Origin of the sequence: Cupriavidus sp. 2KB_3 (genome assembly GCF_052115685.1) — a bacterium.
Lineage (GTDB): Bacteria > Pseudomonadota > Gammaproteobacteria > Burkholderiales > Burkholderiaceae > Cupriavidus > Cupriavidus campinensis.
Window position 1 is genome coordinate 26,939 of sequence record NZ_JBFRHD010000016.1, and the last position, 25,993, is coordinate 52,931.

The 25,993-nt window shown below is 67.3% G+C and carries 18 protein-coding genes and 2 riboswitches; of the genes, 9 read left to right on the forward strand and 9 right to left on the reverse strand.

The genetic code is table 11. From position 1 onward, the window contains the following. Positions 1 to 50 precede the first annotated feature (50 nt). The 9 genes from AB4120_RS17755 to AB4120_RS17795 all read left to right on the forward strand — a co-directional run bounded on the left by AB4120_RS17755 (position 51) and on the right by AB4120_RS17795 (position 16,399). Positions 51 to 467, forward strand: a complete 417-nt coding sequence (locus tag AB4120_RS17755; protein ID WP_144203370.1) for a F0F1 ATP synthase subunit epsilon — start codon at positions 51 to 53, stop codon at positions 465 to 467. An 837-nt stretch (positions 468 to 1,304) separates the two neighbouring features. Continuing rightward, the gene (locus AB4120_RS17760; RefSeq protein ID WP_441642645.1) at positions 1,305 to 2,261 is read left to right on the forward strand and encodes an alpha/beta hydrolase; all 957 of its coding nucleotides are present in this window, start codon (positions 1,305 to 1,307) and stop codon (positions 2,259 to 2,261) included. Positions 2,262 to 2,325: 64 nt separating this feature from the next. Further along, positions 2,326 to 3,414: a uroporphyrinogen decarboxylase gene (gene hemE / locus AB4120_RS17765; RefSeq protein ID WP_441642646.1), complete on the forward strand. Its 1,089-nt coding sequence runs from the start codon at positions 2,326 to 2,328 to the stop codon at positions 3,412 to 3,414. Between the two features lie 514 nt (positions 3,415 to 3,928). After that, positions 3,929 to 6,238 (forward strand): primosomal protein N', encoded by a 2,310-nt coding sequence (locus AB4120_RS17770; RefSeq protein ID WP_149137091.1) that lies wholly within the window; start codon positions 3,929 to 3,931, stop codon positions 6,236 to 6,238. Positions 6,239 to 6,424: 186 nt separating this feature from the next. Beyond that, entirely contained in the window at positions 6,425 to 10,393 is a 3,969-nt protein-coding gene (putA, locus tag AB4120_RS17775) for a trifunctional transcriptional regulator/proline dehydrogenase/L-glutamate gamma-semialdehyde dehydrogenase (RefSeq protein ID WP_441642647.1), read from the forward strand. Between the two features lie 184 nt (positions 10,394 to 10,577). After that, positions 10,578 to 11,729 carry a branched-chain amino acid ABC transporter substrate-binding protein gene (locus AB4120_RS17780; RefSeq protein WP_149137093.1) on the forward strand — a complete coding sequence of 384 codons (1,152 nt, stop codon included), beginning with the start codon at positions 10,578 to 10,580 and terminating at the stop codon, positions 11,727 to 11,729. Positions 11,730 to 11,922: 193 nt separating this feature from the next. Beyond that, complete coding sequence (locus tag AB4120_RS17785; protein ID WP_149137094.1) at positions 11,923 to 13,866, forward strand: hypothetical protein; 1,944 nt, start codon at positions 11,923 to 11,925, stop codon at positions 13,864 to 13,866. A gap of 194 nt (positions 13,867 to 14,060) precedes the next feature. Then, entirely contained in the window at positions 14,061 to 15,284 is a 1,224-nt protein-coding gene (locus tag AB4120_RS17790) for a cation:proton antiporter (RefSeq protein WP_187645099.1), read from the forward strand. Next, the gene (locus AB4120_RS17795) at positions 15,284 to 16,399 is read left to right on the forward strand and encodes a YbdK family carboxylate-amine ligase (RefSeq protein ID WP_149137096.1); all 1,116 of its coding nucleotides are present in this window, start codon (positions 15,284 to 15,286) and stop codon (positions 16,397 to 16,399) included. Before AB4120_RS17790 ends, AB4120_RS17795 begins: the two co-directional genes overlap by 1 nt. A gap of 64 nt (positions 16,400 to 16,463) precedes the next feature. Here the strand turns inward: AB4120_RS17795 and AB4120_RS17800 are convergent, their stop codons facing one another. From AB4120_RS17800 to AB4120_RS17840, 9 genes are all read right to left on the reverse strand, one after another. Beyond that, positions 16,464 to 16,940, reverse strand: a complete 477-nt coding sequence (locus AB4120_RS17800; RefSeq protein ID WP_149137097.1) for a glycine zipper family protein — start codon at positions 16,938 to 16,940, stop codon at positions 16,464 to 16,466. A 125-nt stretch (positions 16,941 to 17,065) separates the two neighbouring features. Beyond that, positions 17,066 to 17,536, reverse strand: coding sequence for an OsmC family protein (locus tag AB4120_RS17805; RefSeq protein WP_149137098.1), 471 nt, complete (start codon positions 17,534 to 17,536; stop codon positions 17,066 to 17,068). A gap of 33 nt (positions 17,537 to 17,569) precedes the next feature. After that, a complete protein-coding gene (locus tag AB4120_RS17810) occupies positions 17,570 to 18,316 on the reverse strand; it encodes an MBL fold metallo-hydrolase (protein WP_441642648.1) in 747 nt (248 codons plus the stop codon). Positions 18,317 to 18,370: 54 nt separating this feature from the next. Further along, on the reverse strand, positions 18,371 to 19,747 hold the full coding sequence (locus tag AB4120_RS17815) for an L-serine ammonia-lyase (protein WP_149137099.1): 1,377 nt from the start codon (positions 19,745 to 19,747) through the stop codon (positions 18,371 to 18,373). 95 nt (positions 19,748 to 19,842) lie between these two features. Further along, positions 19,843 to 20,388 carry a DUF421 domain-containing protein gene (locus AB4120_RS17820; RefSeq protein WP_149137100.1) on the reverse strand — a complete coding sequence of 182 codons (546 nt, stop codon included), beginning with the start codon at positions 20,386 to 20,388 and terminating at the stop codon, positions 19,843 to 19,845. Between the two features lie 90 nt (positions 20,389 to 20,478). Then, positions 20,479 to 23,400 (reverse strand): aminomethyl-transferring glycine dehydrogenase, encoded by a 2,922-nt coding sequence (gcvP, locus tag AB4120_RS17825; protein ID WP_441642649.1) that lies wholly within the window; start codon positions 23,398 to 23,400, stop codon positions 20,479 to 20,481. A 101-nt stretch (positions 23,401 to 23,501) separates the two neighbouring features. Continuing rightward, positions 23,502 to 23,882 carry a glycine cleavage system protein GcvH gene (gene gcvH / locus AB4120_RS17830; RefSeq protein ID WP_144203399.1) on the reverse strand — a complete coding sequence of 127 codons (381 nt, stop codon included), beginning with the start codon at positions 23,880 to 23,882 and terminating at the stop codon, positions 23,502 to 23,504. 103 nt (positions 23,883 to 23,985) lie between these two features. Further along, a complete protein-coding gene (gcvT, locus tag AB4120_RS17835; RefSeq protein ID WP_441642650.1) occupies positions 23,986 to 25,113 on the reverse strand; it encodes a glycine cleavage system aminomethyltransferase GcvT in 1,128 nt (375 codons plus the stop codon). 92 nt (positions 25,114 to 25,205) lie between these two features. Continuing rightward, a riboswitch (glycine riboswitch) is annotated at positions 25,206 to 25,328 on the reverse strand. A gap of 21 nt (positions 25,329 to 25,349) precedes the next feature. Further along, positions 25,350 to 25,437, reverse strand: a riboswitch (glycine riboswitch). A 143-nt stretch (positions 25,438 to 25,580) separates the two neighbouring features. Continuing rightward, positions 25,581 to 25,802, reverse strand: coding sequence for a glycine zipper 2TM domain-containing protein (locus tag AB4120_RS17840; protein WP_149137103.1), 222 nt, complete (start codon positions 25,800 to 25,802; stop codon positions 25,581 to 25,583). Positions 25,803 to 25,993: the final 191 nt, after the last annotated feature.

The following is a 25,993-nucleotide window of genomic DNA, read 5'->3' on the forward strand; positions in this document are numbered from 1 at the left end:
CTTGCTTCCTGGTATCGGGAAGCTAACGCTTTCAGGAGAAAGGATCTGATATGGCAACCATTCTTGTAGACGTCGTCAGCGCGGAAGCGTCGATCTTCTCCGGTCAGGCGAAGTTCGTGGCGTTGCCGGGCGAGACGGGTGAACTGGGTATCCTGCCGGGCCACACGCCGCTGATCACCCGCATCCAGCCGGGTGCGGTGCGCATCGAGAAGGAAGACGGTAGCGAAGAGTTCGTGTTCGTTGCCGGCGGCATTCTCGAAGTCCAGCCGAAGCACGTGACCGTGCTGGCCGATACCGCCATCCGCGGTAGCGACCTGGACGAGGCCAAGGCGCGGGACGCCAAGCGTGCGGCCGAGGAACTGATGCAGAACCAGGGCAGCGACCTGGATCTGGCGCGCGCGCAGAGCGAGCTGGCCGTGGCCGCTGCGCAGCTGGCAGCCATCGCCCGTCTGCGTCGTAAGAAGTAAGCAGTTAAGTAGGACTGGCGCACCTGTTGTTTTTTCGGTGCGCCATGGAAAAAGGCAGCCATGTGGCTGCCTTTTTTGTTCGGCGGGCGCTATATTTTCTTGCCTGGACCACAAAAAAAAGCGCGCGGGCCGGGGAGGCTCCGCGCGGACGGGAAAATCCCTTCGAGGGGTCAATTCGAAGGAACGGGTTCGGTCCAGGATTTACTCACGAGCGCATCGGAGTCTTCTCTCCGCATCTCTTGGCGAGCCCCCGACATCACATCCGGGGAAACTCAAGCCACGCGCCGATCGGTCTTTCCTGGTGCTCCGGATCGGCAAGTTCTGACTTGCTGGTCCGGAAAATCGGGATACTGCCAAGCAAACTCTTTCAGGCTTTCTTCCGCATCCCCTTATTTTTCAATGCTTTACGGGTGGGGACACTTCACACCAGCGTTCGGTGTGTCAATGCATTGTGGGGGAAACTTCTGGGGATGGCAGTAACAAAATGTATCGTTTTGCAAGTAGTTGAAAGCCCGGCGAGTAAAAATCCGGCGTTTTAGCCGCTTTTATGCGCCGTTCGAGGCGCAATCTGCACACAGATCGATGTGGCTCCGGCAAGCCAATGTTAAGACATTTAAGTGCTAGGCTACTGAATGCATTAGGTTTTCTGCGAATACATAATCCGTATGCCCCACTTTTTGGGGATAAAGAAAACTCCCGCTTTAAAACTGTGTTCGCTAGCGCCTCTAGCGTTACGATTCGATACGGTTCAAGCGCACCCTTCGCCGCTTTGTTTCCTTCGCCGCCCGCCCGACGGGCGATTACACTGGCGCCAGTTTAGATTTTCCACGACGCGCCATGGCCATCGATCCCCAGATTCTCGCCTATTACCAACGCATGGCCGAGCAGTACGCCGGCCAGCCCGTACCCGTTGATGCGTCCGCACGCCGCGCCCGCTTCGACGAGGTGGCCGCGCAGTCATTGATCGATGACCCAGCGGGGATGGGCGTCACCGACATCGCGCTCGAGACAGGTGCGGCACCGCTGCCCGTGCGCCTGTTCCGTCCTGTCGATGTGCCCCGCCCGCGCCTGATCGTCTATTTTCACGGCGGTGGCTGGGTGGTCGGCTCGCCGCGCACTCACAACACAGTGGCCGCCTTGCTGGCCGAAGACACGGGCTGCGCGGTGGCCAGTGTCGACTATCGGCTCGCGCCAGAACACGCTTTTCCCGCACCGTGCGATGACGCCATCAACGCCGTCCGCGCGCTGGCGACGATGCGCGAAGCGCTCGACGTCGACCCCGACTTCCTCGCCGTGGCCGGCGACAGCGCGGGTGGACACCTCGCCGCCTTGGCCGCCCGCGAGGTCAATGCCACCGCTGGCGCGCCAGTCGTCAACGCGCAGCTGCTGATCTATCCGGTTACCGCGCCGCTGCTGACCACGGAGAGCTACCGCGCCTTCGCCGATGGCCCTGGCCTGACGCGTGACGAGATGGCCTGGTTCTGGACCCAGTTCATCGGCGCCGACGCCCTGACCCGTGGCCCCGAGACCACTGACCCACGCATCCATTTGATGGCCACCGCGCCGTCGCGGCTGCCGCCGGCCAGCGTGGTGCTGGTGGCCGCCAACGACGTATTGCGCGATGACGGCCTTGCCTACGCGGATTTCCTCGTGCGCCACGACGCCATGGTCGTCACGATCGAGGCCAGCGGCATGACCCACGGCTTCGCCCGCCTGCAACCGGACGCGCCGCGCGCCCGCGAGTGGATGCGCCGTGCCGCGCAGGCCTTCGTCGGCATCTTCGACGATGCGTGACATCTTTCCCGAACAGCGTGCGGCGGCGGCCATCCCTTAGAATGGCGGTCTTGAGAGGATGACCATGACCGCATTGCAGAACGATACCTTCCTGCGCGCGCTGCGCCGGCAACCCACTGAGTACACGCCGCTGTGGCTGATGCGCCAGGCGGGCCGCTACCTGCCCGAATACAATGCCACGCGCGCTCGCGCGGGCAGCTTCCTCGGGCTGGCGAAGAATCCGGCCTACGCAACGGAAGTGACGCTTCAGCCGCTCGACCGCTATCCGCTCGACGCCGCAATCCTGTTCTCGGACATCCTCACCGTGCCCGACGCGATGGGCCTCGGCCTGTCGTTCGCCCAAGGCGAAGGCCCGCGCTTCGCACACCCGCTGCGCACCGAAGGCGATGTGGCCAGGCTCGCCGTGCCGGACATGGCGTCCCTGCAATACGTTTTCGACGCCGTAAGCGAGATCCGCCGCGCGCTGATCCAGGACGGCCGCCAGCGCGTGCCGCTGATCGGCTTCTCGGGCAGCCCGTGGACGCTGGCCTGCTACATGGTCGAAGGCGGCGGTTCGGACGACTTCCGCACGGTCAAGGCGATGATGTACGGCCGCCCGGACCTGATGCATCGCATCCTCGACATCAACGCGCAGGCCGTGTCCGCCTACCTGAACGCCCAGATCGAGGCGGGCGCGCAGGCCGTCATGGTGTTCGATACCTGGGGCGGCGCGCTGGCCGATGGCATGTACCAGCGTTTCTCGCTCGAGTACATGCGGCGCGTGCTGGCCGGCCTCAAGCGCGAGCACGAGGGCCAGCAGATTCCGGCGATTGTCTTTACGAAGGGCGGCGGCCACTGGCTCGAGCAGATCGCCGAGATCGGTCCCGATGCCATCGGCCTCGACTGGACCGTGAACCTCGCCCAGGCCCGTCGCCGCGCGGGCGGGCAGGTGGCCTTGCAGGGGAATATCGATCCGACCGTGCTGTTCGCGCCCGAAGCGGCTATCCGTGAACAGGTGCGTGGCGTTCTCGACGCCTACGCCGCCGGTGGCGGCAGTGACGGGCACGTGTTCAACCTCGGCCATGGCATCTCGCAGTTCACGCCGCCCGAGAGCGTTTCCGTGCTGGTGGACGAAGTGCATCGTTACAGTCGCGCCCTGCGCGGCGCGCGGTAACACAGTCTGTCGGCCGTTTGAAATACCCCGCGTCGCAGCGACGCGGGTCCGTGCGCCGGCCTTGTGCACGGGGAGGCTCACGCCAAGGGCTGTCAAGTAAACTATTTTTTGATTTGTCTCCAAAAAGGTGCCGATGGGTCGTTGTCAAGGCTTGACTTATGCACACTGATAGGTTTGCGGCAGTGCACGAGCGGGTTACCCCTTAACTCAGTTGGGGGATCTTCGCAAGTCCTTGATTCATAAGGCTTTGAATCTTCTTCAAGCGAGCCGCCGGCAGCGATGGAACCGTGGATTTAAGCGCCTTCCGGGGAAGTTGGCGCGACTTTTCAACAAAGTTATCCACAGGCACTCCGGGGGAGGTGGAAAACCATCCATGGATCATCGACTTAGGGTCACATTTGAAGTTTTACTTTAAGTTGATGTTGCGCCGCACACAGACTTTTCTCATGGTGTCGACCATGCGTCGCATGCACAACGGTTGCGCATTTGGACTGCACCAGTCGGGGGTTCGTCGATGACCCCCTCGGCACTGGACGTCGTGCAAACATCACAGACATTGAAAGCCGCCCCGGAGCCCACCCCGACGCCGGCGCCAATCGTGCGCGTGGCGCTCGATACCCCGGCTGACGATTGCTTCGACTACGTGGCCGCACACGGCGTGGCCCCCGGTGACCTCGTAGTCGTGCCATTTGGCCGACGCAGCATGGTCGGCGTGGCCGTGGAGATGGCCGACGGCAGCGATGTCCCCGCTGACCGCCTGCGCCCGGTGGAGCGCCATATCGGCTGGATGCCCCCACTGAACGCCGAATGGATGGCGCTGGCCCGTTTTGCGGCGCGCTACTACCACCGCCGGCTGGGCGAGGTCATGCTGCCCGCGCTGCCGCCCTCGCTGCGCGAGGCCGAGACGTGGGACCGCCTCGGCCAACGCGCTCAAAGCACGCAGTACCGGGTACGCGACGGGCAGGGCGACGCCTTGTTAGCCGCTGTACCCTCGCGCGCCCGCACCGCCCACGCGCTGGCCGCCGCACTGGCTGGAACGCCGGAATGGATCGGGCTGGCCGACGCCCGCGCGCTCTGCACCGCCGCTCCCGCCCGGCTGGCCGAATGGGAGGCGGCCGGCTGGATCGAATCGTCGATTGCTGCCCGCAGGCTGCTCGATATTGCGCCGGACCAGTCACCCTCTGTCGCGCCGCCCCTCCACGACGAACAGCGGCAGGCCGTGGACGCCATCGCCGGCGCCGAAGGCTTCGCGCCGTTCCTGCTGCATGGCGTCACCGGCAGCGGCAAGACCGAGGTCTACCTGCACGCCATGGCGAGCCTGCTGGCCGCCGACCCCGCCGCGCAGATCCTGATGCTCGTGCCTGAGATCAATCTCACGCCGCAGCTCCAGGCCCGCATTGCCGCCCGCTTCCCGCATGAGCCGCTGGCCGTGCTCCACAGCGGGCTGGCCGATCAGGAGCGCAGTCTGCAATGGCTCGCCGCCCATCGCGGTGAGGCGCGCATCGTGCTGGGTACGCGGATGGCCGTGCTGGCGTCGATGCCGCACTTGCGGCTGATCGTCGTCGATGAAGAGCACGATACGTCATACAAGCAGCAGGAAGGGCTGCGCTACTCGGCGCGCGACCTGGCCGTCTGGCGCGCCAACCAGTTGAAGATCGGCATCGTGCTGGGCTCCGCCACGCCCTCCATGGAGACCTGGCACCGCGCGGAGCAGGGCGCCTACCGCAAGATCGTGCTGCGCGAGCGCGCCCAGGCGGACGCCGCGCTGCCCACTGTGCGGCTGATCGACCTGAATCACGAGCGGCAGCGCCAGCGCCATCTGTTCGAAGGGCTCTCCGTGCCGTTGCTGGACGCCATCCAGCAACGGCTGGAGCGCGGCCAGCAAAGCCTGCTGTTCCTGAACCGGCGTGGCTATGCGCCGGTGCTGGCCTGCGACAGCTGCGGCTGGCTCTCCGGATGCCCGCGCTGCTCGGCGTACCTGGTGCTGCATCGGCCGGAGCGCCGGCTGCGTTGCCATCACTGCGGCCTGGAATCGCCGGTGCCGCATCACTGCCCCGACTGCGGAAATGTCGATATCGCGCCACTTGGGCGCGGGACGCAGCGCATCGAGGAGGCCCTCGCCACGCGTTTTCCGGACGCCCGCATCGCCCGGATCGACGCCGACTCCACGCGCCGCAAGGGCACCGCGCAGGCCATGTTCGATGAAGTCCACGCGGGCGAGGTCGACATCCTGGTGGGCACGCAGATGGTAGCCAAGGGCCATGACTTCCAGCGCGTGACGCTGGTCGGCATCGTCCACCCGGACGCCGCGATGTTCAGCCACGACTTCCGCGCCGCCGAGCACCTGTTCGCGTCGCTGATGCAGGTGTCCGGCCGCGCGGGGCGCGCCGGGTTGCCGGGCGAAGTTCTCATCCAGACCCGCTACCCGGACGCCCCGGCGTTGCAGGCGCTGGTCCGGCATGACTATGATGGATTTGCCGCCAGCCAGTTGCGCGAGCGCCGTCAGGCCAGCCTGCCGCCGTTCGCCTATCAAGTGCTGGTCACGGCCGAGCATGGCCAGCTCGAACGAGCGCTGGCCTTCCTCCAGGCCGCGCGTGAGCGGGCCGATGCCTGCGCCCTGGCGCCGGAGGTGCAACTCCACGACCCGGTGCCGATGTCGATGGTGCGTATCTTCAACAAGGAGCGTGCGCAGATGCTGGTAGAAGCGAGCGCACGCCCGGTGCTGCAACGGTTTGTGAGCGAGTGGGTACAAACATTTGGCGAGGTCGGCAGCGCCGTGAAGGGGGTGCGCTGGCAGTTGGAGATCGACCCGCTGCGGATCTGAACAGGATGCGAAGCGTTGTAGTGGTGCAACCGGCGCATCGCTTGGCAGGCTAAGGGGTTGCACTAGGTTGCACCTACAGTTTTTCCGAGAGTAATATCGCGGCAGCCCTGAAGCGGCCGGGGCTCGCGTGCGCACCGCGCGCGGACCGCGTGGCCGCTTCCCCCCGCTTTTCGGAGAACTGCTCGCATGGCCACCACCACCCTCGGCGTCAAGCTGGACGACGCCTCGCGCGACCGCCTCAAACGCGTTGCCCAATCGATCGACCGCACCCCGCACTGGCTGATCAAGCAGGCGATCTTCACGTATCTGGAGCAGGTCGAGTGCGGCCATCTGCCGCACGAAGGCGGGTTCAGCGCCGGCGCGGACGCCGACGGCGGTGATACCGAGGTGCAACCGGGCGATGCCGCCCCACAGCCCTTCCTCGAATTCGCCCAGAGCATCCAGCCGCAGTCCGTGCTGCGCGCTGCGATTACTTCGGCCTATCGTCGCCCGGAAACCGATTGCGTACCCGTGCTGCTGGAGCAGGCCCGCCTGCCGCAGCAACAGGCCGATGCCGCGATCAAGATGGCCAAGACGCTGGCCCAGCGCCTGCGCGAGCAGAAGGTCGGCACCGGCCGCGAAGGGCTGGTGCAGGGCCTGATCCAGGAGTTTTCGCTGTCGTCGCAGGAAGGCGTGGCGCTGATGTGTCTGGCCGAAGCGCTGCTGCGCATTCCCGACAAGGCCACGCGCGACGCACTGATCCGCGACAAGATCAGCGGCGCCAACTGGCAGTCGCACCTGGGCCAGAGCCCGTCGCTGTTCGTCAACGCCGCCACCTGGGGCCTGCTGCTGACCGGCAAGCTGGTGGCCACGCATACCGAGTCCGGGCTGTCGAAGGCGCTGACGCGCATCATCGGCAAGGGCGGCGAGCCGCTGATCCGCAAGGGCGTGGACATGGCCATGCGCCTGATGGGCGAGCAGTTCGTCACCGGCGAGACCATCTCCGAGGCGCTCGCCAACGCCCGGAAATACGAGGCCGAAGGCTTCCGCTACTCGTACGACATGCTCGGCGAAGCCGCCATGACCGAGGCCGACGCCCAGCGCTACCTGGCCTCCTACGAGCAGGCAATCCACGCCATCGGCCAGGCTTCGCGCGGCCGGGGCATCTACGAGGGCCCGGGCATCTCGATCAAGCTGTCCGCGCTGCATCCGCGCTACAGCCGCGCCCAGCACGAGCGCGTGATCTCGGAGCTCTACGGCCGCCTGAAGTCCCTGACGATGCTGGCGCGCCAGTACGACATCGGCATCAATATCGATGCGGAAGAGGCCGACCGCCTCGAAATCTCGCTCGACCTCCTCGAACGCCTCTGCTTCGAACCCGACCTCGCCGGCTGGAACGGCATCGGCTTCGTGGTGCAGGGTTACCAGAAGCGCTGCCCGTTCGTGATCGACTATGTGATCGACCTCGCGCGCCGCAGCCGGCACCGCCTGATGATCCGCCTGGTCAAGGGCGCCTATTGGGATAGCGAGATCAAGCGCGGGCAGGTGGATGGCCTGGAGGGCTATCCGGTCTACACGCGCAAGGTGTACACCGATGTGTCGTACATCGCCTGCGCGCGCAAGCTGCTGTCCGTGCCCGATGCGATTTATCCCCAGTTCGCCACGCACAACGCGCACACGCTTTCGGCGATCTACCAGATCGCCGGCCAGAACTACTACCCCGGCCAGTACGAGTTCCAGTGCCTGCACGGCATGGGCGAGCCGCTGTACGACCAGGTGGTGGGCCCCCTTGCCGAGGGCAAGTTCAACCGGCCTTGCCGGATCTACGCGCCGGTGGGCACGCATGAAACGCTGCTGGCCTATCTGGTCCGCCGTCTGCTCGAAAATGGCGCAAATACGTCGTTCGTGAACCGGATTGCCGACGACACCATCGCCCTCGACGAGCTGGTGGGCGACCCGGTGGCCGTGGTCGAGCAGATGCACAAGACCGAAGGCACGCTCGGCCTGCCGCACCCGCGCATCCCGCATCCGCGTGCGCTGTATGGCAAGTCGCGCGCCAATTCGATCGGTATCGATCTGTCGAACGAGCACCGGCTGGCGTCGCTGTCGTCGGCACTGCTGGCCGGCACCAGCGAGACCGTGCGCGCCGAGCCGCTGCTGGGCGGCGATGTACCCCGCGCCGACGCCGTGTTCGCCCCGGTGCTGAACCCGGCCGACCACCGCGACGTGGTGGGCCACGTCAGCGAAGCCACGCCGGACGAGATCGAGGCCGCGCTGGCCGCCGCCGTCAACGTGGCGCCGATCTGGCAGGCCACGCCGCCCGAGGTGCGCGCCGCCGCCCTGGAGCGCGCCGCAGACCTGATGGAAGCCCAGATGCAGTCGCTGATGGGCACCATCATGCGCGAGGCCGGCAAGACCTTCTCGAACGCGATTGCCGAAGTGCGCGAGGCCGTGGACTTCCTGCGCTACTACGCGGTGCAGGTGCGGGAGGGCTTCTCGAACGATACCCATCGCCCGCTGGGCCCGGTGGTCTGCATCAGCCCGTGGAACTTCCCGCTGGCGATCTTCGCCGGCCAGGTGGCTGCCGCGCTGGCCGCTGGCAACCCGGTGCTGGCCAAGCCGGCCGAGCAGACCCCGCTGATCGCCGCCCAGGCCGTGCGCCTGCTGCGCGAGGCCGGCGTGCCGGCTGGTGCCGTGCAACTGCTGCCGGGCCGCGGCGAGACCGTCGGCGCCATGCTGGTGGGCGATGCCCGCGTCAAGGGCGTGATGTTCACCGGCTCCACCGAGGTGGCGCGCCTGCTGCAACGCAACGTGGCTGGCCGTCTGGACGCCGCCGGCCGTCCGATCCCGCTGATCGCCGAAACCGGCGGCCAGAACGCGATGATCGTGGATTCGTCCGCGCTGGCCGAGCAGGTGGTGGCGGACGTGGTGTCCTCCGCCTTCGACTCGGCCGGCCAGCGCTGCTCCGCGCTGCGCGTGCTGTGCCTGCAGGAAGACGTGGCCGACCGCATCCTGGAAATGCTCAAGGGCGCCATGGGCGAGCTGACGCTGGCCAACCCGGACCGCCTCTCGACCGACGTCGGCCCCGTGATCGACGACGAAGCGCGTACCGGCATCGTCCGCCATATCGAGGCGATGCGCGCCAAGGGCCGCCGCGTGCATCAGGCCGATCCGGGTGCCGCGCAGTCTGCCGCCTGCCGCCACGGCACCTTCGTGCCGCCCACGCTGATCGAGCTGGAGAGCCTTGATGAGTTGCAACGCGAGGTCTTCGGCCCGGTGCTGCACGTGGTGCGCTACCCGCGTGCCGCGCTCGACACGATGATCGACCAGATCAACGGCACCGGCTATGGCCTGACGCTGGGCATCCATACGCGGATCGACGAAACCATCGCCCGCATCGTGGATCGTGCCCATGTGGGTAACCTGTATGTGAATCGCAACATTGTTGGTGCAGTGGTCGGCGTGCAGCCGTTTGGTGGCGAGGGCCTGTCCGGCACCGGCCCCAAGGCGGGCGGCCCGCTCTACCTGCACCGCCTGCTGTCGGTGTGCCCGCAGGACGCCGTGGCCCGCACCGTGCGTAGCGCCGATACCAACGGCGGGGCGCAGGTTGCGCCGGTTTCGTCCGGCCTGGCCGCGCTGAAGGCGTGGGCGCAGGGCCAGCAGCCCGAACTGGCCGCCGCCTGCGACCGCTTTGCCGAGGCGAGCCCGTCCGGGCTGGCCGTGACGCTGCCCGGCCCCACCGGCGAGCGCAACACCTACTCGCTGCTGCCGCGCGAGCGGGTGCTGTGCCTGGCCCAGCACGAGGCGGACCTGCTCACCCAACTGGCCGCCGTACTGGCCGTGGGCGCCCAGGCGTTGTGGCCAGACACCACTGCAAACAAGGGCTTGCTGTCGCGCCTGCCCCAGGCAGTACAATCGCGCGTCCGCCTGGCCGCCAACTGGCAAGATGCGCAGGCCGCGGACGCCGCTTTCGACGCGGTGCTGCACCACGGCGATTCCGACCAGCTGCGTACCGTCTGCGAACAGGTGGCCCAGCGGCCCGGTCCCATCGTCGGCGTGCAGGGGTTGGCTCACGGTGAACCGAATGTCGCGCTGGAGCGTTTGTTGATCGAGCGTTCGCTGTCCGTCAACACGGCGGCAGCGGGCGGCAATGCAAGTCTGATGACGATCGGCTAAGTATTAAGCAAGTCCTTAGTTGATCGGTTGTCGATGCGTGCGGTGGGGGCCGGTGATCCCGACCCCGCCGCGCAACCGAGGAACGGAGCGGTGCTGCCAACGCCGGTCCGCGATGCGCGCCGGAGGCCGGCCGCGCAGCCACAACACGGCACCCTAAGCACCCTATGGGACCCAAGGAGAACTGATGAGCTCGACATTCCAAAAAACGGCCATGACCGTTGCCATGGCCGTTGCAGGCCTGACCGCCGCGCAGGCTGCCTTCGCGCAGGCGCAGGAAATCAAGCTGGGCTTCGCCGCCCCGATGACCGGCGGCCAGGCGCAGTACGGCAAGGACATGCAGAACGGCGTGGTCCTCGCCATCGAGGACATGAACGCCACCAAGCCGAAGATCGGCGGCAAGGATGTCAAGTTCGTGCTGGTCTCGGAAGATGACCAGGCAGATCCGAAGACGGGTTCCGTGGTGGCCCAGAAGCTGGTGGACTCGGGCATCCAGGGCATGCTCGGCCACTTCAATTCGGGCACCAGCATCCCGGCGTCGATGGTCTACAACCGCGCCGGCATTCCCCAGATCGCCATGGCCACGGCCCCCGAGTACACGCGCCAGGGCTTCAAGACCACGTTCCGCATGATGACGTCCGATACCCAGCAGGGTTCGGTGATCGGCGCCTTCGTGGTGAAGAAGCTGGGTGCCAAGAACATCGCCATCGTCGATGACCGCACCGCCTACGGCCAGGGTCTGGCTGACGAGTTCGAGAAGGCCGCCAAGGCCGCCGGCGGCAAGATCGTGCGCCGCGAGTTCACCAACGACAAGGCGGTGGACTTCAAGGCCGTGCTGACCAACCTGAAGCGCAGCAACCCGGACGTGATCTTCTACGGCGGCGCCGAGACCCAATCGGCCCCGATGGCCAAGCAGGTCAAGGAACTGGGCCTGAAGGCGCCGCTGGTGTCGGGCGAAATGTCGAAGACCGACAACTTCCTGAAGCTGGCCGGCTCGGCGGCCGATGGCACGGTGGTGTCGCTGGCCGGCCTGCCGCTGGACCAGATGCCGGGCGGCGCCGCGTACGAGAAGAAGTACGAAAAGCGCTTCGGCGGCAAGGTGCAGACCTACTCGCCGTACGCCTATGACGGCGCCACCGCCATGATGACGGCGATGATCAAGGCCGGCTCGGCTGACCCGGCGCGTTACCTGCCGGTACTGGCCGCGACCAACATGCAGGGCGTGACCACCAAGACGCTGGCCTATGACGCCCGCGGTGACCTGAAGGACGGCGGCATTACCGTTTACAAGGTCGTGGACGGCAAGTGGACCGTGCTGGAAACGGTGGGCGGCAAGTAAGCCCTGACTGCGCAAGACACAGGGCCGCCGGCTGGCTTTCCTCCGGCCGGCGCGCCCGCGGGACTCACGCCACCCCCCGGGGTGGCGTTTTTTATGCCAATGCGGATGGGTTTCCCCCGCTGTTCTTCCCATGGTCTTTCCCGGCGTTGGCGCATAATCGCGCTTTTGCATACTTTTTCCATAGGAGCCGTCCGTGCAGGAAGTCAGTTATGAGCACGCGATTGCGCTAGCCAATGCCGGGCGCCACGCCGAGGCGCTACAGATCGCCGACCAGCTTTGCGAGGCCCACCCCGAAGTGGTCGACTACGCCGCGCTGCAGGCGCAACTGCATGCGGATCAGGGCGATGTGCCTGGCGCGCTGGCCGCGCTGGAGGCCGCCATGGCCCGTCTGCCCGAGCTGCCGCTGGCGCCGGTGCACCGCTGGGCGTCGCGCGGTGCGCTCGCCCATCTTTACGGCACGCTGCTGATGCGCCAGGGGCAGGACGCCGAGGCGTTGCCGTGGCTCCACGAGGCCGCGCGCCGCAACGGGCTGGCGTCGGGCGAGTGGGCCGCCCATTTCTACGCCGGCTTCGTCGCCTTCCGGCTCAACGATTTCGCCCGCGCGGGCCGCTATTGGCATGACCTGCTGTATCGCGCGCCGGATCTCGGCGCCGCCGATATCCTGCCGCTGGTGCAGGACTACGTGGACCGTGCCGACGCCGCCAGCCAGCTTGGCGAGCCGCTGATGCGCATCTGCCTGGCCCGCATCGCCCTCGATTCCCCCGAATTGCTCGACCTGACGCCGGAAGCCGGCGATGCCATGGCGGGCATGGAGGCCGAGCGCGTCCTGGCCGAGCACCCCGATCACCCCGAGGCGCGCCGGCTGCGCGCGCCGCTGCGACTGGGCAGCGACCGCGCCGGCGCGCTGGACGACCTGGCCACCTACCTGCGTCAGCGGCCCGACCCGCAGGCGCAGGTGCGCGACCTGACCTGGCGCCATCAGTCTGCCGACGCAGCGCCGGGTACGCCGCCGGCCTGGCAAGGTTTCGCCATGACTGCCGATGCCGACGACGGCGCCGCCTACTTTCACGCCGCCACGGCGCTGGGCGCGTTCATCGACGAGGTGCCGGCGTCCGAGTCGGCCCTGAAGCCGATGCTGGAGGCTACCTGCCGCAAGGGGCTGGAGCGCTTCGAAGCCTACTTTTCCACAGGCGAGGGCGATGCCGACGGCCACGGCGGCAACGCCGACCCGCACCTGTACTCGCTGCTGTGCCGGCTCACGGCGCGCCTGCTGCCGGCCGATGCCGCCCATGTCGAGGAAAAAGTGGCGCTGCATCACAAGGGCATGGCCGCGAGCGATTTCATCGACCATTGGATCGACCTGCTCGATGCCCATGCGTCGGCGGGCCAGCACAAGCAGGTGGTGGAACTGGCCGGCGAGGTGCTGAACCGCTATCCGGTGGAGCGCAATCCGGCCGATGTGACGTGGGCGTTCAGCCGGCTGGTAGCCGCCTGGCGCGCGCTGGGCGGGCGCGATGCCACCGAGTCCGCACGCGCCGCCATCACCCATATGGATGCGCGGCTGGACGCGCTGCCGGTGGAGGCCCGCACCGCCGGCGCACACGCCATGGCGCACGCCCGTGCCCACTATGCGGCGTTGCTGCAGGCGGGCATGGCGGCGATGGACGAGCACGACAAGATCGACGCCCTGGGTGAGCTCGAAGCCCTGCAACGCCGCTCGCTGCTGGTGGAGGACGCGTGGCTGTTCAACCGCTTCGGCCAGATCTGGCACGAACTGGCCGAGCCGGCCCGCGCGCTGCCGCTGTTCGAGCGGGCGGTGTCGCTGACCGAGGGCGATCCGGCCGACCAGGCCGCGCCGCGCGCCCAGCGGGCCCGGCTGCTGACGGAGATGGAGCAGTTTCCGGAAGCGCTGACCGACTTCCAGCTGGCCTTCGCCGCCCGCGCCGACTGGGACGCCGAAACCTGGCTGCACGCGGTGCTGGCGGCGCTGGGCATGGGCCAGCGCGAGACGGCGCTGGGCTGGTTCGAACGCGCCCGTAACCTCGGCGCGGACAAGGGCCGCACCCGCCCGCTGTACGCCAAGGCGGAGGCCAGTCTGAAGGCCACCCGCCCGAAGTGGAAGGTGTGGGGTGTGTAACTTCGGGGCGGTGCGAGGGAGCTCCGGGCGCTGAAAACGTCCCGGAAAACCGTCCCCGATTCTGATTCTTGAAAGTCCTACAAAACGCCATCGCCGACGATGGCGTTTTTTCTTGGAAGTTGCCGTGAGTTAACGGCATCTTCCATGGGGGGTCGGACAAAGCCCGACACTGCAACCCAAGTGCTTCCGTTACCATGTCGGCCATGAACGGATTGAGCCAACTTTTCCCGACCCTGCCGCTGGCGCCGGGCGGCCTGTTCTGGGTGGGCCTCGCGCTGGTTGGCGCGGGCCTGGCCGGAGAGGTCTGCCGCCGCTGGCTGGGCCTGCCGCGCATCGTCGGCTACGCGGTGGTGGGGCTGTTCGCCGGCATGCTCGGCCGCAGCATCGTCGACGACAACATGATCCTGCAGACGCGGGTGCTGATCGACATGGCGCTGGCCCTGGCCCTGTTCGAACTCGGCCACCGGCTGTCGCTGTCATGGCTGCGCGCCAACCGCTGGCTATTGTTTACCAGCGCGGCCGAGAGCCTGCTGACCTGGGGGCTGGTCGCCACGGTGCTCCAGTGGCTCGGGGCGTCGCCGGGCGTGGCGATCCTGGCTGGCGGCATCGCGGTCAGTACCTCGCCCACCATCGTGCTCCAGCTCAAGAACGAACTGCGCGCCGAGGGGCAGGTCACGGAACGGCTGATGGCCATGGCGGCGCTGAACAGCATCTACGCGGCGGCCATCGTCCAGGTAGCCACGGGCTGGCTCCATTCCGAATACGGCAATATCGGCGCGGCGCTGCTGCATCCGCTCTACCTGCTGGTGGGCTCGTGCCTGCTGGCGTGGGTGGTCGGCAAGCTCGGGCACGCGCTGTACGCGCGCATGTCTGCGGACGATCACTACAGCTTCCTGGTGCTGGTGGGGCTGGTGTTGTTCACGCTGGCGCTGACGCGCGTCCTAAAATTGTCCATGCCGCTGACGTTGATGCTGGCCGGCGTGGTCTTCAAGCACCAGGACCGCCAGCCGCACGTGTGGCCGGCGCACTTCGGCAGCGCCGGGAGCCTGCTCATCATCGTGATGGTGGTGTCGCTGGGCCTGCCGCTGACGGCGCATGACTGGGTGGTCGGTGGCACGCTGGCGGTGGCCCTGGTCGTGATGCGCCATGTGGCGAAGCTGGCCGGCGTGGTGTCGCTCGGATCGTTCTCGGGCTTGAGCCTGCGCCAGTGCATGGCGCTGGGGCTGGCGCTGGCGCCGATGTCGGGGCTGGCCTACCTGCTGATGAACGACGTGGCGCGCCTGTACCCGAGCACCGGCGGGCCGCTGGCATCGATCATCCTGTGCGCGCTGGCCATCGAACAGTTGCTGGGGCCGGTCATCGCGTCCTGGGCGCTGCGCTATGCCGGCGAGGCGCGTGACAATGGAGGAGGGCGCTGATGTCGCTCGAACCGTTCAAGCATTCCGAGGCGCTGACGTTTGGCGTGGAGCTGGAACTCCAGCTCGTGAACCGTCATGACTATGACCTGGCGCCGTTTGCGCCGGACCTGCTGCGTGCGCTCAAGGGCGCCCAGCACGCGGGCGACATCAAGCCCGAGATCAGTCCGTCGATGATCGAGATCAGTACCGGCATCTGCCGCGACTATGCGCAGGCGCTGGAGGAACTGACGGTCATGCGCGACCTGATGACGCGTGCCTCCCGCTCGCTGAACCTGGGCATCTGCGGCGGCGGCACCCATCCGTTCCAGCAATGGTCGGACCGGACCATCTCCGATTCGCCGCGCTACCAGTACATTTCCGAGCTGTACGGCTACCTCGCCAAGCAGTTCACGGTGTTCGGCCAGCACGTCCACATCGGCTGCCCGAGCGCGGACGAGTCGCTGTTCCTGCTCCACGCCATCGGCCGCTACGTGCCGCACTTCATTGCGCTGGCCGCGTCGTCGCCGTACGTGCAGGGGGTGGATACCGGCTTTGCCTCGGCGCGGCTGAACTCGGTGGCGGCGTTCCCGATGAGCGGCCGCGCGCCGCACGTGCTGACGTGGGACGCCTTCACGGCGTACTTCAACAAGATGCGCAACACGGGCGTGATCGAGAGCATGAAGGACTTCTATTGGGATATCCGTCCCAAGCCGGAGTTCGGCACGATCGAGGTGCGCGTGATGGACACCCCGCTGACCGTGGAGCGTGCCTGCGACATCGCGGCGTACATCCAGGCGCTGGCGCGCTACCTGCTGCTGTCACGGCCGTTCATGCCGCAGGAAGACGATTACCTGGTGTACACCTTCAACCGCTTCCAGGCGTGCCGCTTCGGGCTGGAGGGCGAGTACGTGCATCCGAACGAACTGACGCGGATGCCGATCTCGGATCATATTTTGTCGATTTGCGACGCGCTGGTGCCGCACGCGGAGGCGCTCGGCTCGCTGCAGGCGCTCGAGAATATCCGCGCGCTGGCCTCGAGCCGCGACAACGATGCGCACTGGGTGCGCACCGTCGATGCCGATGCGCACAGCCTGCGCGAAACCGTGCGGCGTACCTGCGAGCGTTGGGAAGCCTAAGCCTGAAGCCGATGGCAGGGCGGCGGGGTTACTGCACCGCTTACTGAACTGCTTACTGAACCGCTTATTGCACCGTGTACCCCTTGCCACCCATGCAAGCCTTCCACGCCTGCCAGTAGCTGCCCATCGCCTGTTGCTGGCTCGCAGCGTTCTGTTCGTTCGCCGCCTGCACGTTGCGGCGTTCCTGGCGATTCCGCGAGCCGCCCGCCATGGTCCCGACCGCGGCACCGGCCGCCGCACCCTTGCCGGCATCGCCCGCAATCGCGCCCACCACGGCGCCACCGGCTGCCCCGCGCGCCGCGCCTTGCACGCGCTGGCCGCCCTGGGCCTGCTGTTGCGGCGGTGCCTGGGCTACCACCGCGGGATCTATCCCGGTCTGTTGTTTGGCCCAGCTATAGCACTCCCCGTCGTCCTTGGACTGCTGCTGCGCGGACTGGCCCTTGGCCGGATAGGCCACCGGTTTCGACTGCGCCTGCACGCCGGCCGCAACCACTGCGATTGCGGCGCCGAGCACCATCCCCCATCGCTTGCTGTGATGCATGATGTACCTCCTCCGGCGGGGCCAAGTGCCCGCTTGTGCGGTCTCAGTATTGCAGCGCAGGGTGCGAAGTCAAATGAATTCCTTCGTGCCGCGTATTAGGCGTTTGCAAGATCAAGGGGCGGACTTCATTGCGGATACACCGGCTCACATCGAATCTCGGATTTCACCGAATTTGCGATGAAGCAGGCGTCGTGCGCGGCGTGGTGCAGGTGATCGATGTCCGCGCGGGTCGGCAGGCGCTCGCCCGAGAATGTGACATCGGGACGCAGCGTCACCACGGTCACCGCCATGCGGCCTTCGGCGGTCTTGGCCATCTCGCCCACCGCCTTGTCCACATAGCGATCGACCACAAAGCGCTGCTTGGCGGCCAGCGCCAGGAACCACAGCATGTGGCAGGCCGAAATCGACGCGATCAGCATTTCCTCGGGGTCTACCGCACTGGCATCGGACATCGGCAGCGGCACCACGTGCGGCGACGACGAGCCCGGCACCTCGGCGCCGCCGTCGAAGCGCAGCACATGCTTGCGGCTGTAGCGGTTGCCCACGAAATCCTGGTCGCCGCGCTCCCACGTGATCTCGGCACTGTGTTCGGCCATGCTTGTTACTCCGGGTAGTAGAAGAACGAAAAATCAGATGCCGTGGGGCACGCTTTCCCCATCGCGGCCGGTCACGAGCCCCAGGCGCTGGTTCGCCGGCACGGCGATATCGATCAACTTGGGGCGGGGCAGGTTGAGGTTGCGCATCATGACGATGAACTCGTCGCGCGTGCGTCCCGCCACGCGGCTGTTGTGCGCGCGCTCATGGCCGATGGTCGACTGGGTGCGGCCCTTGTAGTCGTGGGCGGGGTAGACCAGCGTGTCGTCGGGCAGGCGGAAGAGCTTCTCGGTGAGGCTGTCGAACAGCGTGCCGGCGTCGCCGGACTGGAAATCGGTGCGGCCGCAGCCGTCGATCAGCAGCGCGTCGCCGGTGAAGATGCGGCGCACCATGCCGGATGGCGTGGCTTCCTCCCAGAGGTAGCTCATGCTGCCGGCGGTGTGCCCGGGGGTATGGATCGCACGCAGCACCTGCTTGCCGAAGGTGACGGTGTCACCGTCGATCAGCTGTTTCAGCGCGGGCTTGATGTCGCAGCCGGACGGCGCGGCGGTGTTGGCACCCGTCTGCTGGGCCAGTGGCCCGGCGGAGGTGATGTGGTCGGCGTGCGCGTGGGTCTCGACAATCCACACCAGCCGCACGCCGGTCTCACCCAGCAGCGCCAGGTCACGCGCGTACTGCCGGTCCACCGGATCGATCAACAGCGCCTCACGCGTCTCGGCGTCGATCAGCAGGTAGGTGAAGGTGGACGAAGTCTCGTCGAACAGCTGATGGAAGGTCTGCATGGCCGTTTTCTTCTTGGCAAACCGGGGGTGTCGCCATGATACGCCGGCGCATGCTCAACACTCCACGATATTCACCGCCAGCCCGCCGCGCGCCGTCTCCTTGTATTTGGTCTTCATGTCGGCGCCGGTTTCGCGCATGGTCTTGATGACCGAATCCAGCGAGACATAGTGCGTGCCGTCGCCGCGCAGGGCCATGCGGGCGGCGTTGACCGCCTTGACGGACGCCATGGCGTTGCGTTCGATGCAGGGGATCTGGACCAGGCCGCCGACCGGGTCGCAGGTCAGGCCGAGGTTGTGCTCCATGCCGATCTCGGCCGCGTTCTCGACCTGCTCCGGCGTGCCGCCGAGCACCGCCGCCAGCGCGCCGGCGGCCATCGAGCAGGCCACGCCGACTTCGCCCTGGCAGCCGACTTCGGCGCCCGAGATCGAGGCGTTGAGTTTGTAGAGCAGGCCGATGGCGCCCGCGGTGAGCAGGAAATCGACCACGCCGGCGCGGTTGGCGCCGGGGATGAAGCGGTCGTAGTAGTGCAGCACCGACGGGATGATGCCGGCCGCGCCGTTGGTCGGCGCCGTGACCACACGCCCGCCGGCGGCGTTTTCCTCATTGACGGCGATGGCGTAGAGGTTGACCCAGTCCATCACGGAGAGCGGATCGGAGAGCGCCCGCTCGGCGTGCAGCGTCAGCCCCCGGTACAACTCGGGCGCACGCCGCCGCACCTTGAACGGCCCCGGCAGTTCGCCGTCGGTGCGACAGCCGCGCGCCACGGATTGCTGCATCACGTCCCAGATATGAAGCAGGCCATCGGTCACTTCCTGCTCGGGCCGCCAGGTCAGTTCGTTCTCCATCATGAGCCGGGCGATGGACTTGCCGCTCGCGTGCGCCATCTCCAGCATCGCCCGGCCGCTCCGGAACGGGTGCGGCAACTGCCGCTCGGCTGCCAGGATCTGGGTGTTCGGCGCGCCGGCCGTGACCACGAAGCCGCCGCCCACGGACAGATAACGTGCCTCGCGCAGCGGCGTGCCATCCGCGTCGAAGGCGTGGAATTTCATGCCGTTGGGATGCTCGGCCATGGCCTCGCGCCGGTAGAACACGATGTGCTCGCGCTCCACGAACGGCACTTCGTGCGTGCCGAGCAGGGCCAGCGTGCGCCGGGTGCGCAGCGTGGCCAGCCGGGCCTCGATGGTTTCCGGGTCGACGGTGTCGGGCGCATCGCCCATCAGCCCCAGGATCACGCCCTTGTCGGTGCCGTGGCCCTTGCCGGTGGCGCCGAGCGAGCCGTACAGCTCCACGCGCACGCTGCCCACGCGGGGCAGCAGGCCGTCCCGCTCAAGCCCATGCGCAAACATCAGGGCCGCACGCATCGGCCCCACGGTATGCGAGCTGGACGGCCCGATACCTACCTTGAACAGATCGAAAACGCTGACAGCCACGGGGAACTCCGGTAGGGGGCGGCGCGCGGGGGCGCAGGGGCGCAGTGGCGGGAAAGCAGTCGGGGAGCCGGTCGGGGCGCCAGTCGGGTGTCGGGTCAGAGCGACATATCGGCATCGGGCCGGGCGGGGTCCTGCCACATCGGGTCGATGGTCGGCTTTGCCTGCCCTTCCTCGGACTTCTCCTTCTGGATCACGCTGACCGTGCCGTCTGTCTCAAGGATAGCGAAATGCACGTCTGCCACACGCTCGCAGCCGTTGCGGCGCAGCGTTTTCTGCAGCTCACGCGGTGTGATGCGCTCCCGGCGCATCACATCACGGAAGATTTCGCCCTGGTGAATGAGGATCTCGGGCCGGCCTTCCACCAGCGTCTCCAGGCGGTGGCTGCGCCAGGTGCCGTAGCCCACCAGCACATCGGCGCCGAACAGCGTGGCGGCCAGGATCAGCCCGGCGGTCACGGAGTTGTCGCCGCCGTTCATGGCGTTCTGCACCGCGTTCGAGATGATCAGCAGCAGCACCAGGTCCAACGGCGACAACTGGCCGATCTGGCGCTTGCCCGACACGCGCATCAGGAATAGCAGCGCGGCGTAGACGATCAGCCCGCGCAGCACGAATTCCCACCAGGGGGCGCTGAGATTCCACATGGACAAGACCTCCGCTAGGGATGGTGTGCTGCGGGATGCAAAGCGCGCCGGCGGCGTCCGGGCAGACCGGACACCGCCAGGCACGGCGCCTTAGTCCTGCGCGTACTCGCTCATTGGTACGCAGGCGCAGAACAGGTTGCGGTCGCCGTACACGTTGTCCGCCCGGCCCACCGGCGGCCAGTACTTCTGCGTGCGCAGCGAGGCAATCGGGTAGGCCGCTTCCTCGCGCGTGTACGCGTGGGTCCACTCGTTGGCGGTGATGACGGCCGCCGTGTGCGGCGCGTGGCGCAGCGGGTTGTCGTCGCGGTCGAAGCTGCCGTCCTCCACGCGCGCGATCTCGCCACGGATGGCGATCATGGCGTCGATGAAGCGGTCCAGCTCGTGCAGTGCCTCGCTCTCGGTCGGCTCGATCATCAGCGTGCCCGGCACCGGGAAGCTCATGGTCGGCGCGTGGAAGCCGTAGTCCATCAGGCGCTTGGCCACGTCCTCGTTGCTGATGCCAGTGGCCTTCTGCAGCGGGCGCAGGTCCAGGATGCACTCGTGCGCCACCAGCCCGCGCTGGCCGGCGTAGAGCACCGGAAAGTGCGGCGAGAGCCGGCGCGCCACGTAGTTGGCGGCCAGGATGGCGTTCTCGGTGGCGGCGGTCAGGCCGGCCGAGCCCATCATGGCGACGTACATCCACGAGATCGGCAGGATGCTGGCCGAGCCGAACGGCGCGGCCGAGACGCCGCCGATGCCGTTGTCGTCGCGGCGATAGCCCACGCTGTCCTGGTTCGGCAGGAAGTCCGCCAGGTGCGCGCCCACGGCCACGGGACCCACGCCGGGGCCGCCACCGCCGTGCGGAATGCAGAACGTCTTGTGCAGGTTCAGGTGCGAGACATCGCCGCCGAACTGGCCCGGCGCGGCGGTGCCGACCATCGCGTTCATATTGGCGCCATCCACGTAGACCTGGCCGCCGTGCTGGTGCACGATCTCGCAGATCTGCTGCACGCCCTGCTCGAACACGCCGTGCGTGGACGGGTAGGTGATCATGATCGCGGCGAGGTTCTGGCTGTGCTGCTCGGCCTTCTTCGCCAGATCCTGCAGGTCGACGTTGCCGTCGGCGTCACACGCCACCACCACTACCTTCATGCCGGCCATCTGGGCCGACGCCGGGTTGGTGCCGTGCGCGGACGAGGGAATCAGGCAGATGTCGCGGTGCGCCTCACCCCGGCTGGCGTGGTACTTCTGGATGATCAGCAGGCCGGCGTACTCGCCCTGCGAGCCCGCGTTCGGCTGCAGGCTCACCGCGGCGTAGCCGGTGGCGGCGCAGAGCATGGCCTCGAGCTGGTCGATCATCTCGCGGTAGCCCACGGTCTGGTCGAGCGGCGCGAACGGGTGGATCTTGCTGAACTCGGGCCACGTCACCGGGATCATCTCGCTGGTGGCGTTGAGCTTCATGGTGCAGGAGCCGAGCGGGATCATCGTGCGATCCAGCGCGAGGTCCTTGTCCGCCAGCGAGCGCAGGTAGCGCAGCATCTCGTGCTCGGCGTGGTGCGTGTTGAAGACCGGATGCGTCAGGTAGGCGCTCTGGCGGGCCAGCGCGGCCGGGAAGCCGTCGCCGACGGCCGCCTCGGTCGCATCGAATGCCGGCACCGGCTTGCCATGCGCGAAGATCTCCCACAGCGCGACCACATCCTCGCGCGAGGCGGTCTCGTCCAGCGAGATACCCACGCGGGTGGCGCCGATATGGCGCAGGTTGATGCCGCGCGCGGTGGCGGCGGCGTGGATGGCCTCGGTGTTGAAGCCGGTTTCCAGCGTCAGGGTGTCGAAGAACGTGGCGTTGACCGGGGTCACGCCCATCGCCTTCAGGCCGGCGGCCAGCGTGGCGGTCAGGCGGTGCACGCGCTGGGCAATGCGCTGGAGGCCCTGCGGCCCGTGGTACACGGCGTACATCGACGCCATCACGGCCAGCAGCACCTGTGCGGTACAGATGTTCGACGTGGCCTTCTCGCGGCGGATGTGCTGCTCGCGCGTCTGCAGCGCCAGCCGGTACGCCTTGTTGCCCTGCGCGTCGATGGTCACGCCCACCAGCCGGCCCGGCATCGAGCGCTTGAATTCATCCTTCACGGCCATGTAGCCGGCGTGCGGGCCGCCGAAGCCGAGCGGCACGCCAAAGCGCTGCGAGTTGCCCACGGCCACGTCGGCGCCCCATTCGCCCGGCGCGACGATCAGCGTCAGCGCCAGCAGGTCCGCCGCCGCCACCACCAGGCCGCCAGCCGCGTGCACGGCATCGGCGATGGCACGGTAGTCGGCCACGTCGCCGTTCACGCCCGGGTATTGCAGCAGCACGCCGAAGGCATGGGCGCCGGCGGCCTCGGCGGCGGGGCCGACCTTGACCTCGATGCCCAGCGGCAGTGCGCGCGTGCGTACCACTTCCAGCGTCTGCGGCAGCACGTCGTCCGCCACGTAGAACGTGTTCGAGGCGTGCTTGTTCACGCGCTGGAGCAGCGTCATCGCCTCGGCGGCGGCAGTGCCTTCGTCCAGCATCGACGCATTGGCGATGTCCAGCCCGGTCAGGTCCGTGACCATCTGCTGGAAGTTCAGCATCGCCTCCAGGCGGCCCTGCGAGATCTCGGGCTGGTACGGCGTGTAGGCCGTGTACCAGGCCGGGTTTTCGAAAATATTGCGGAGGATGACGCCCGGCGTGAGCGTGTTGTAGTAACCCTGCCCGATGAAGCTCTTGAGCACGCGGTTCTTGTTCGCCAGCCCGCGCAGCCTGGCCAGCGCGGCTTCCTCGGTCAGCGGCTCGGTGAATTCGCCGAGCGGCATGCCGTCGCGGCGGCGGATGGCGGCGGGCACCACGGCGTCGATCAACGCGGCGCGCGTCTCGTAGCCGAGCACCTTGAGCATGTGTTGCTGTTCGGCGGTGTCCGGGCCGATGTGACGGGCGGCGAAGGCGTCGCGCGCCTCCAGTTCGGCCAGCGTGGGCCGGCTACCTTGGGCGGCGTTCATGGGAAGAGGGGCGTTCATGGCAAGTGTCTCGTGGGGCGGGGCGGCAGGTGGTCAGCCTGGCCGCCGCGCGGGCATCTCGGGCGCCGCCTCCTGGCTCGGGAGACGGCTGGTACAGCGCGTCAGGCGCCGACGCTGGCCTTGTAGGCGTCGACGGTCATCAGGCCGTTCACATCGTCGCCATTGGCCGGCTTCAGTTTGAACAGCCACGCGTCGAAGGCGTTGGCGTTGACGGATTCCGGCGCGGCGCTCGCGGCCTCGTTCACGGCGATGACTTCGCCGGCCACCGGGGCGTAGATGTCGGAAGCGGCCTTCACGGACTCCACCACGGCCAGCGCGTCGCCGGCGCCTACCGACTTGCCGACTTCGGGCAGCTCCAGGAAGACGATGTCGCCCAGCGCGTCCTGCGCATGGTCGGTAATGCCGATCGTCAGCGTGCCGTCGGCTTCAACGCGCACCCACTCGTGCGATTCGGTGTACTTCAGGTCAGCAGGGAAATTCATGACGGGTTCTCCGGGAATGCAGTGTTTGTCTTGTTTCGGTTCGCCTGCCGGGGCCAGCCGGGCAGGCGTGATGGCGACCGTTGGTGTCAGCCGGGCGGATGCCTCAGCTCACGAGTGCCTTGCCATTGCGCACAAACGGCAGTTTAACCACAGTCGCGGTCAGTTTGCGGTCACGAATCTCGACCTGGACCTCGGTGCCGGGCACAACGCCCTGCGGCAGCCGGGCAAAGGCAATGGATTGGGAGAGGGACGGGCTGAAGGTGCCGCTCGTGATCTCGCCGTCGCCGGCGGGGGTGATCACCTTCTGGTGCGCACGCAGCACCCCGCCCTTGTCGCGCAGGATCAGCCCGGCAAATGTCTTATGTTGTCCGGCCGCCAGCAGCGCGGATTTGCCGGTGAAATCGCGCTCGCTCTGCAGGTCCACGGTCCAGGCCAGGCCGGCGTCGAGCGGCGAGGTGTGGATATCCATGTCCTGGCCGTACAGGTTCATGCCGGCCTCCAGGCGCAGCGTGTCGCGCGCGCCAAGTCCGGCCGGGCGCACGCCCACGGACTGCAGCTTCTCCCAGATGCCGGCCACGTTCTCGGCCTCCACCACCAGCTCGAAGCCGTCCTCGCCGGTATAGCCGGTGCGCGCCACCATCAGCTCGCCCATCATCGGGTCCTGCACCACCACGGCGTTGAACGGCTTGAGCGCGTCCGCCGGCTGGGTCGAGGGGAAGGCCTGGTGGACCTTGGCGCGCGCGTTCGGGCCCTGCACGGCGATGATCGCCAGCTTGCCCACGCCGGCCGGCGCCACGTCGCCCCGGCGCGGGGTGATCGTCACGCCGCTGCCGGTGGCCGCGTTGCGGGCCGTGATCCATTCGATGTCGCCCACCGCCGTGCTGGCGTTCACCACCAGGCGGAAACGGTCTTCGGCGAAGAAATAGACGATCAGGTCGTCGATGACCCCGCCTTTTTCGTCGAGCATGCACGTATACTGGGCCTTGCCCGGGGTCTGGAGCTTGTCGACATTGTTGGCCAGCAGGCCGCGCAGGAAGGCGCGCGTGTTGGGGCCGGACAGGTCCACCACGCACATGTGCGAGACATCGAACATGCCGGCATCGCCGCGCACCGCGTTGTGTTCCTCGATCTGGGAGCCGTAGTTGACCGGCATGTCCCAGCCGCCGAAATCGACCATGCGGGCACCGAGCGAGCGGTGGATGGCGTTAAGGGGCGTGGCCTGGAGCGTCATGGGAAATCCTCTGGAGCGAATACGGCAGCGAAAACGAAAAAAGGGTCATCCGCCGTGGGGATCGATGGCAATGCCACCAATCCGCCGCGGCGGATGACCCCTCTGTCCTCGATACCTGAGAGATTACGATGCGGCTTGCCGCATCGCGCGCCCCTTCGGTGGACACGCTCGCCATGCCTGGGCACGGGCGGGTGTCGCTCTCCAGAGTGCGGCATGCATCGTGTGCATGTTGCATGCCGATCCGACCGGTCCGTGGTGCCTGAGAGTTTTCGGGTGATACCCCTTCGGCGGCGCAATGGCTGCGCGCTCTCCCGGTTGGATGCGCGTGAATGTACGGGACGGGTTGACCTTTGTCAACGCGGCGCCAACGCCACCTTGCTAAGGGCCGGGGAGTGCGCGGCGGTAATTCCTGCCGCCTGCGGGTAAGGACTACCCGCCGCCGCCCCGGAGGCGCGTGCCGCGCCGGATCAACGATCCTTCGTGACGACGTTACCCACCACGCCGCCCACCGCCGCGCCACCCACCGTGCCGAGCGCGCTGCCGTTGGTCAACGCCGCGCCGCCGAGCGCGCCAACGCCCGCGCCAATGGCCGTGTTGCGTGTCTTGGGACTCATGTCCGCGCAGCCGCCAAAGGCCGCAAGGGTGACACCGATCAGCGTGACTTTCGCCAGGGTTCGCATTGTTTTCATGATCGCCTCCGAATGTGCCGAATTTGTCATCAGGACCGCACAGCCGCCGGTCCCGCATGATCGTAGGAGGCAATCTCCATGCCCCGGATGCTTACTCAGGCGTCACATTTACGAAGTGTTACCGCGATGAAACACTGGTAGCACTCGCGCCGCGGATGTCGGCCATCCGGCACCGGCGCGGGCCACCCTGC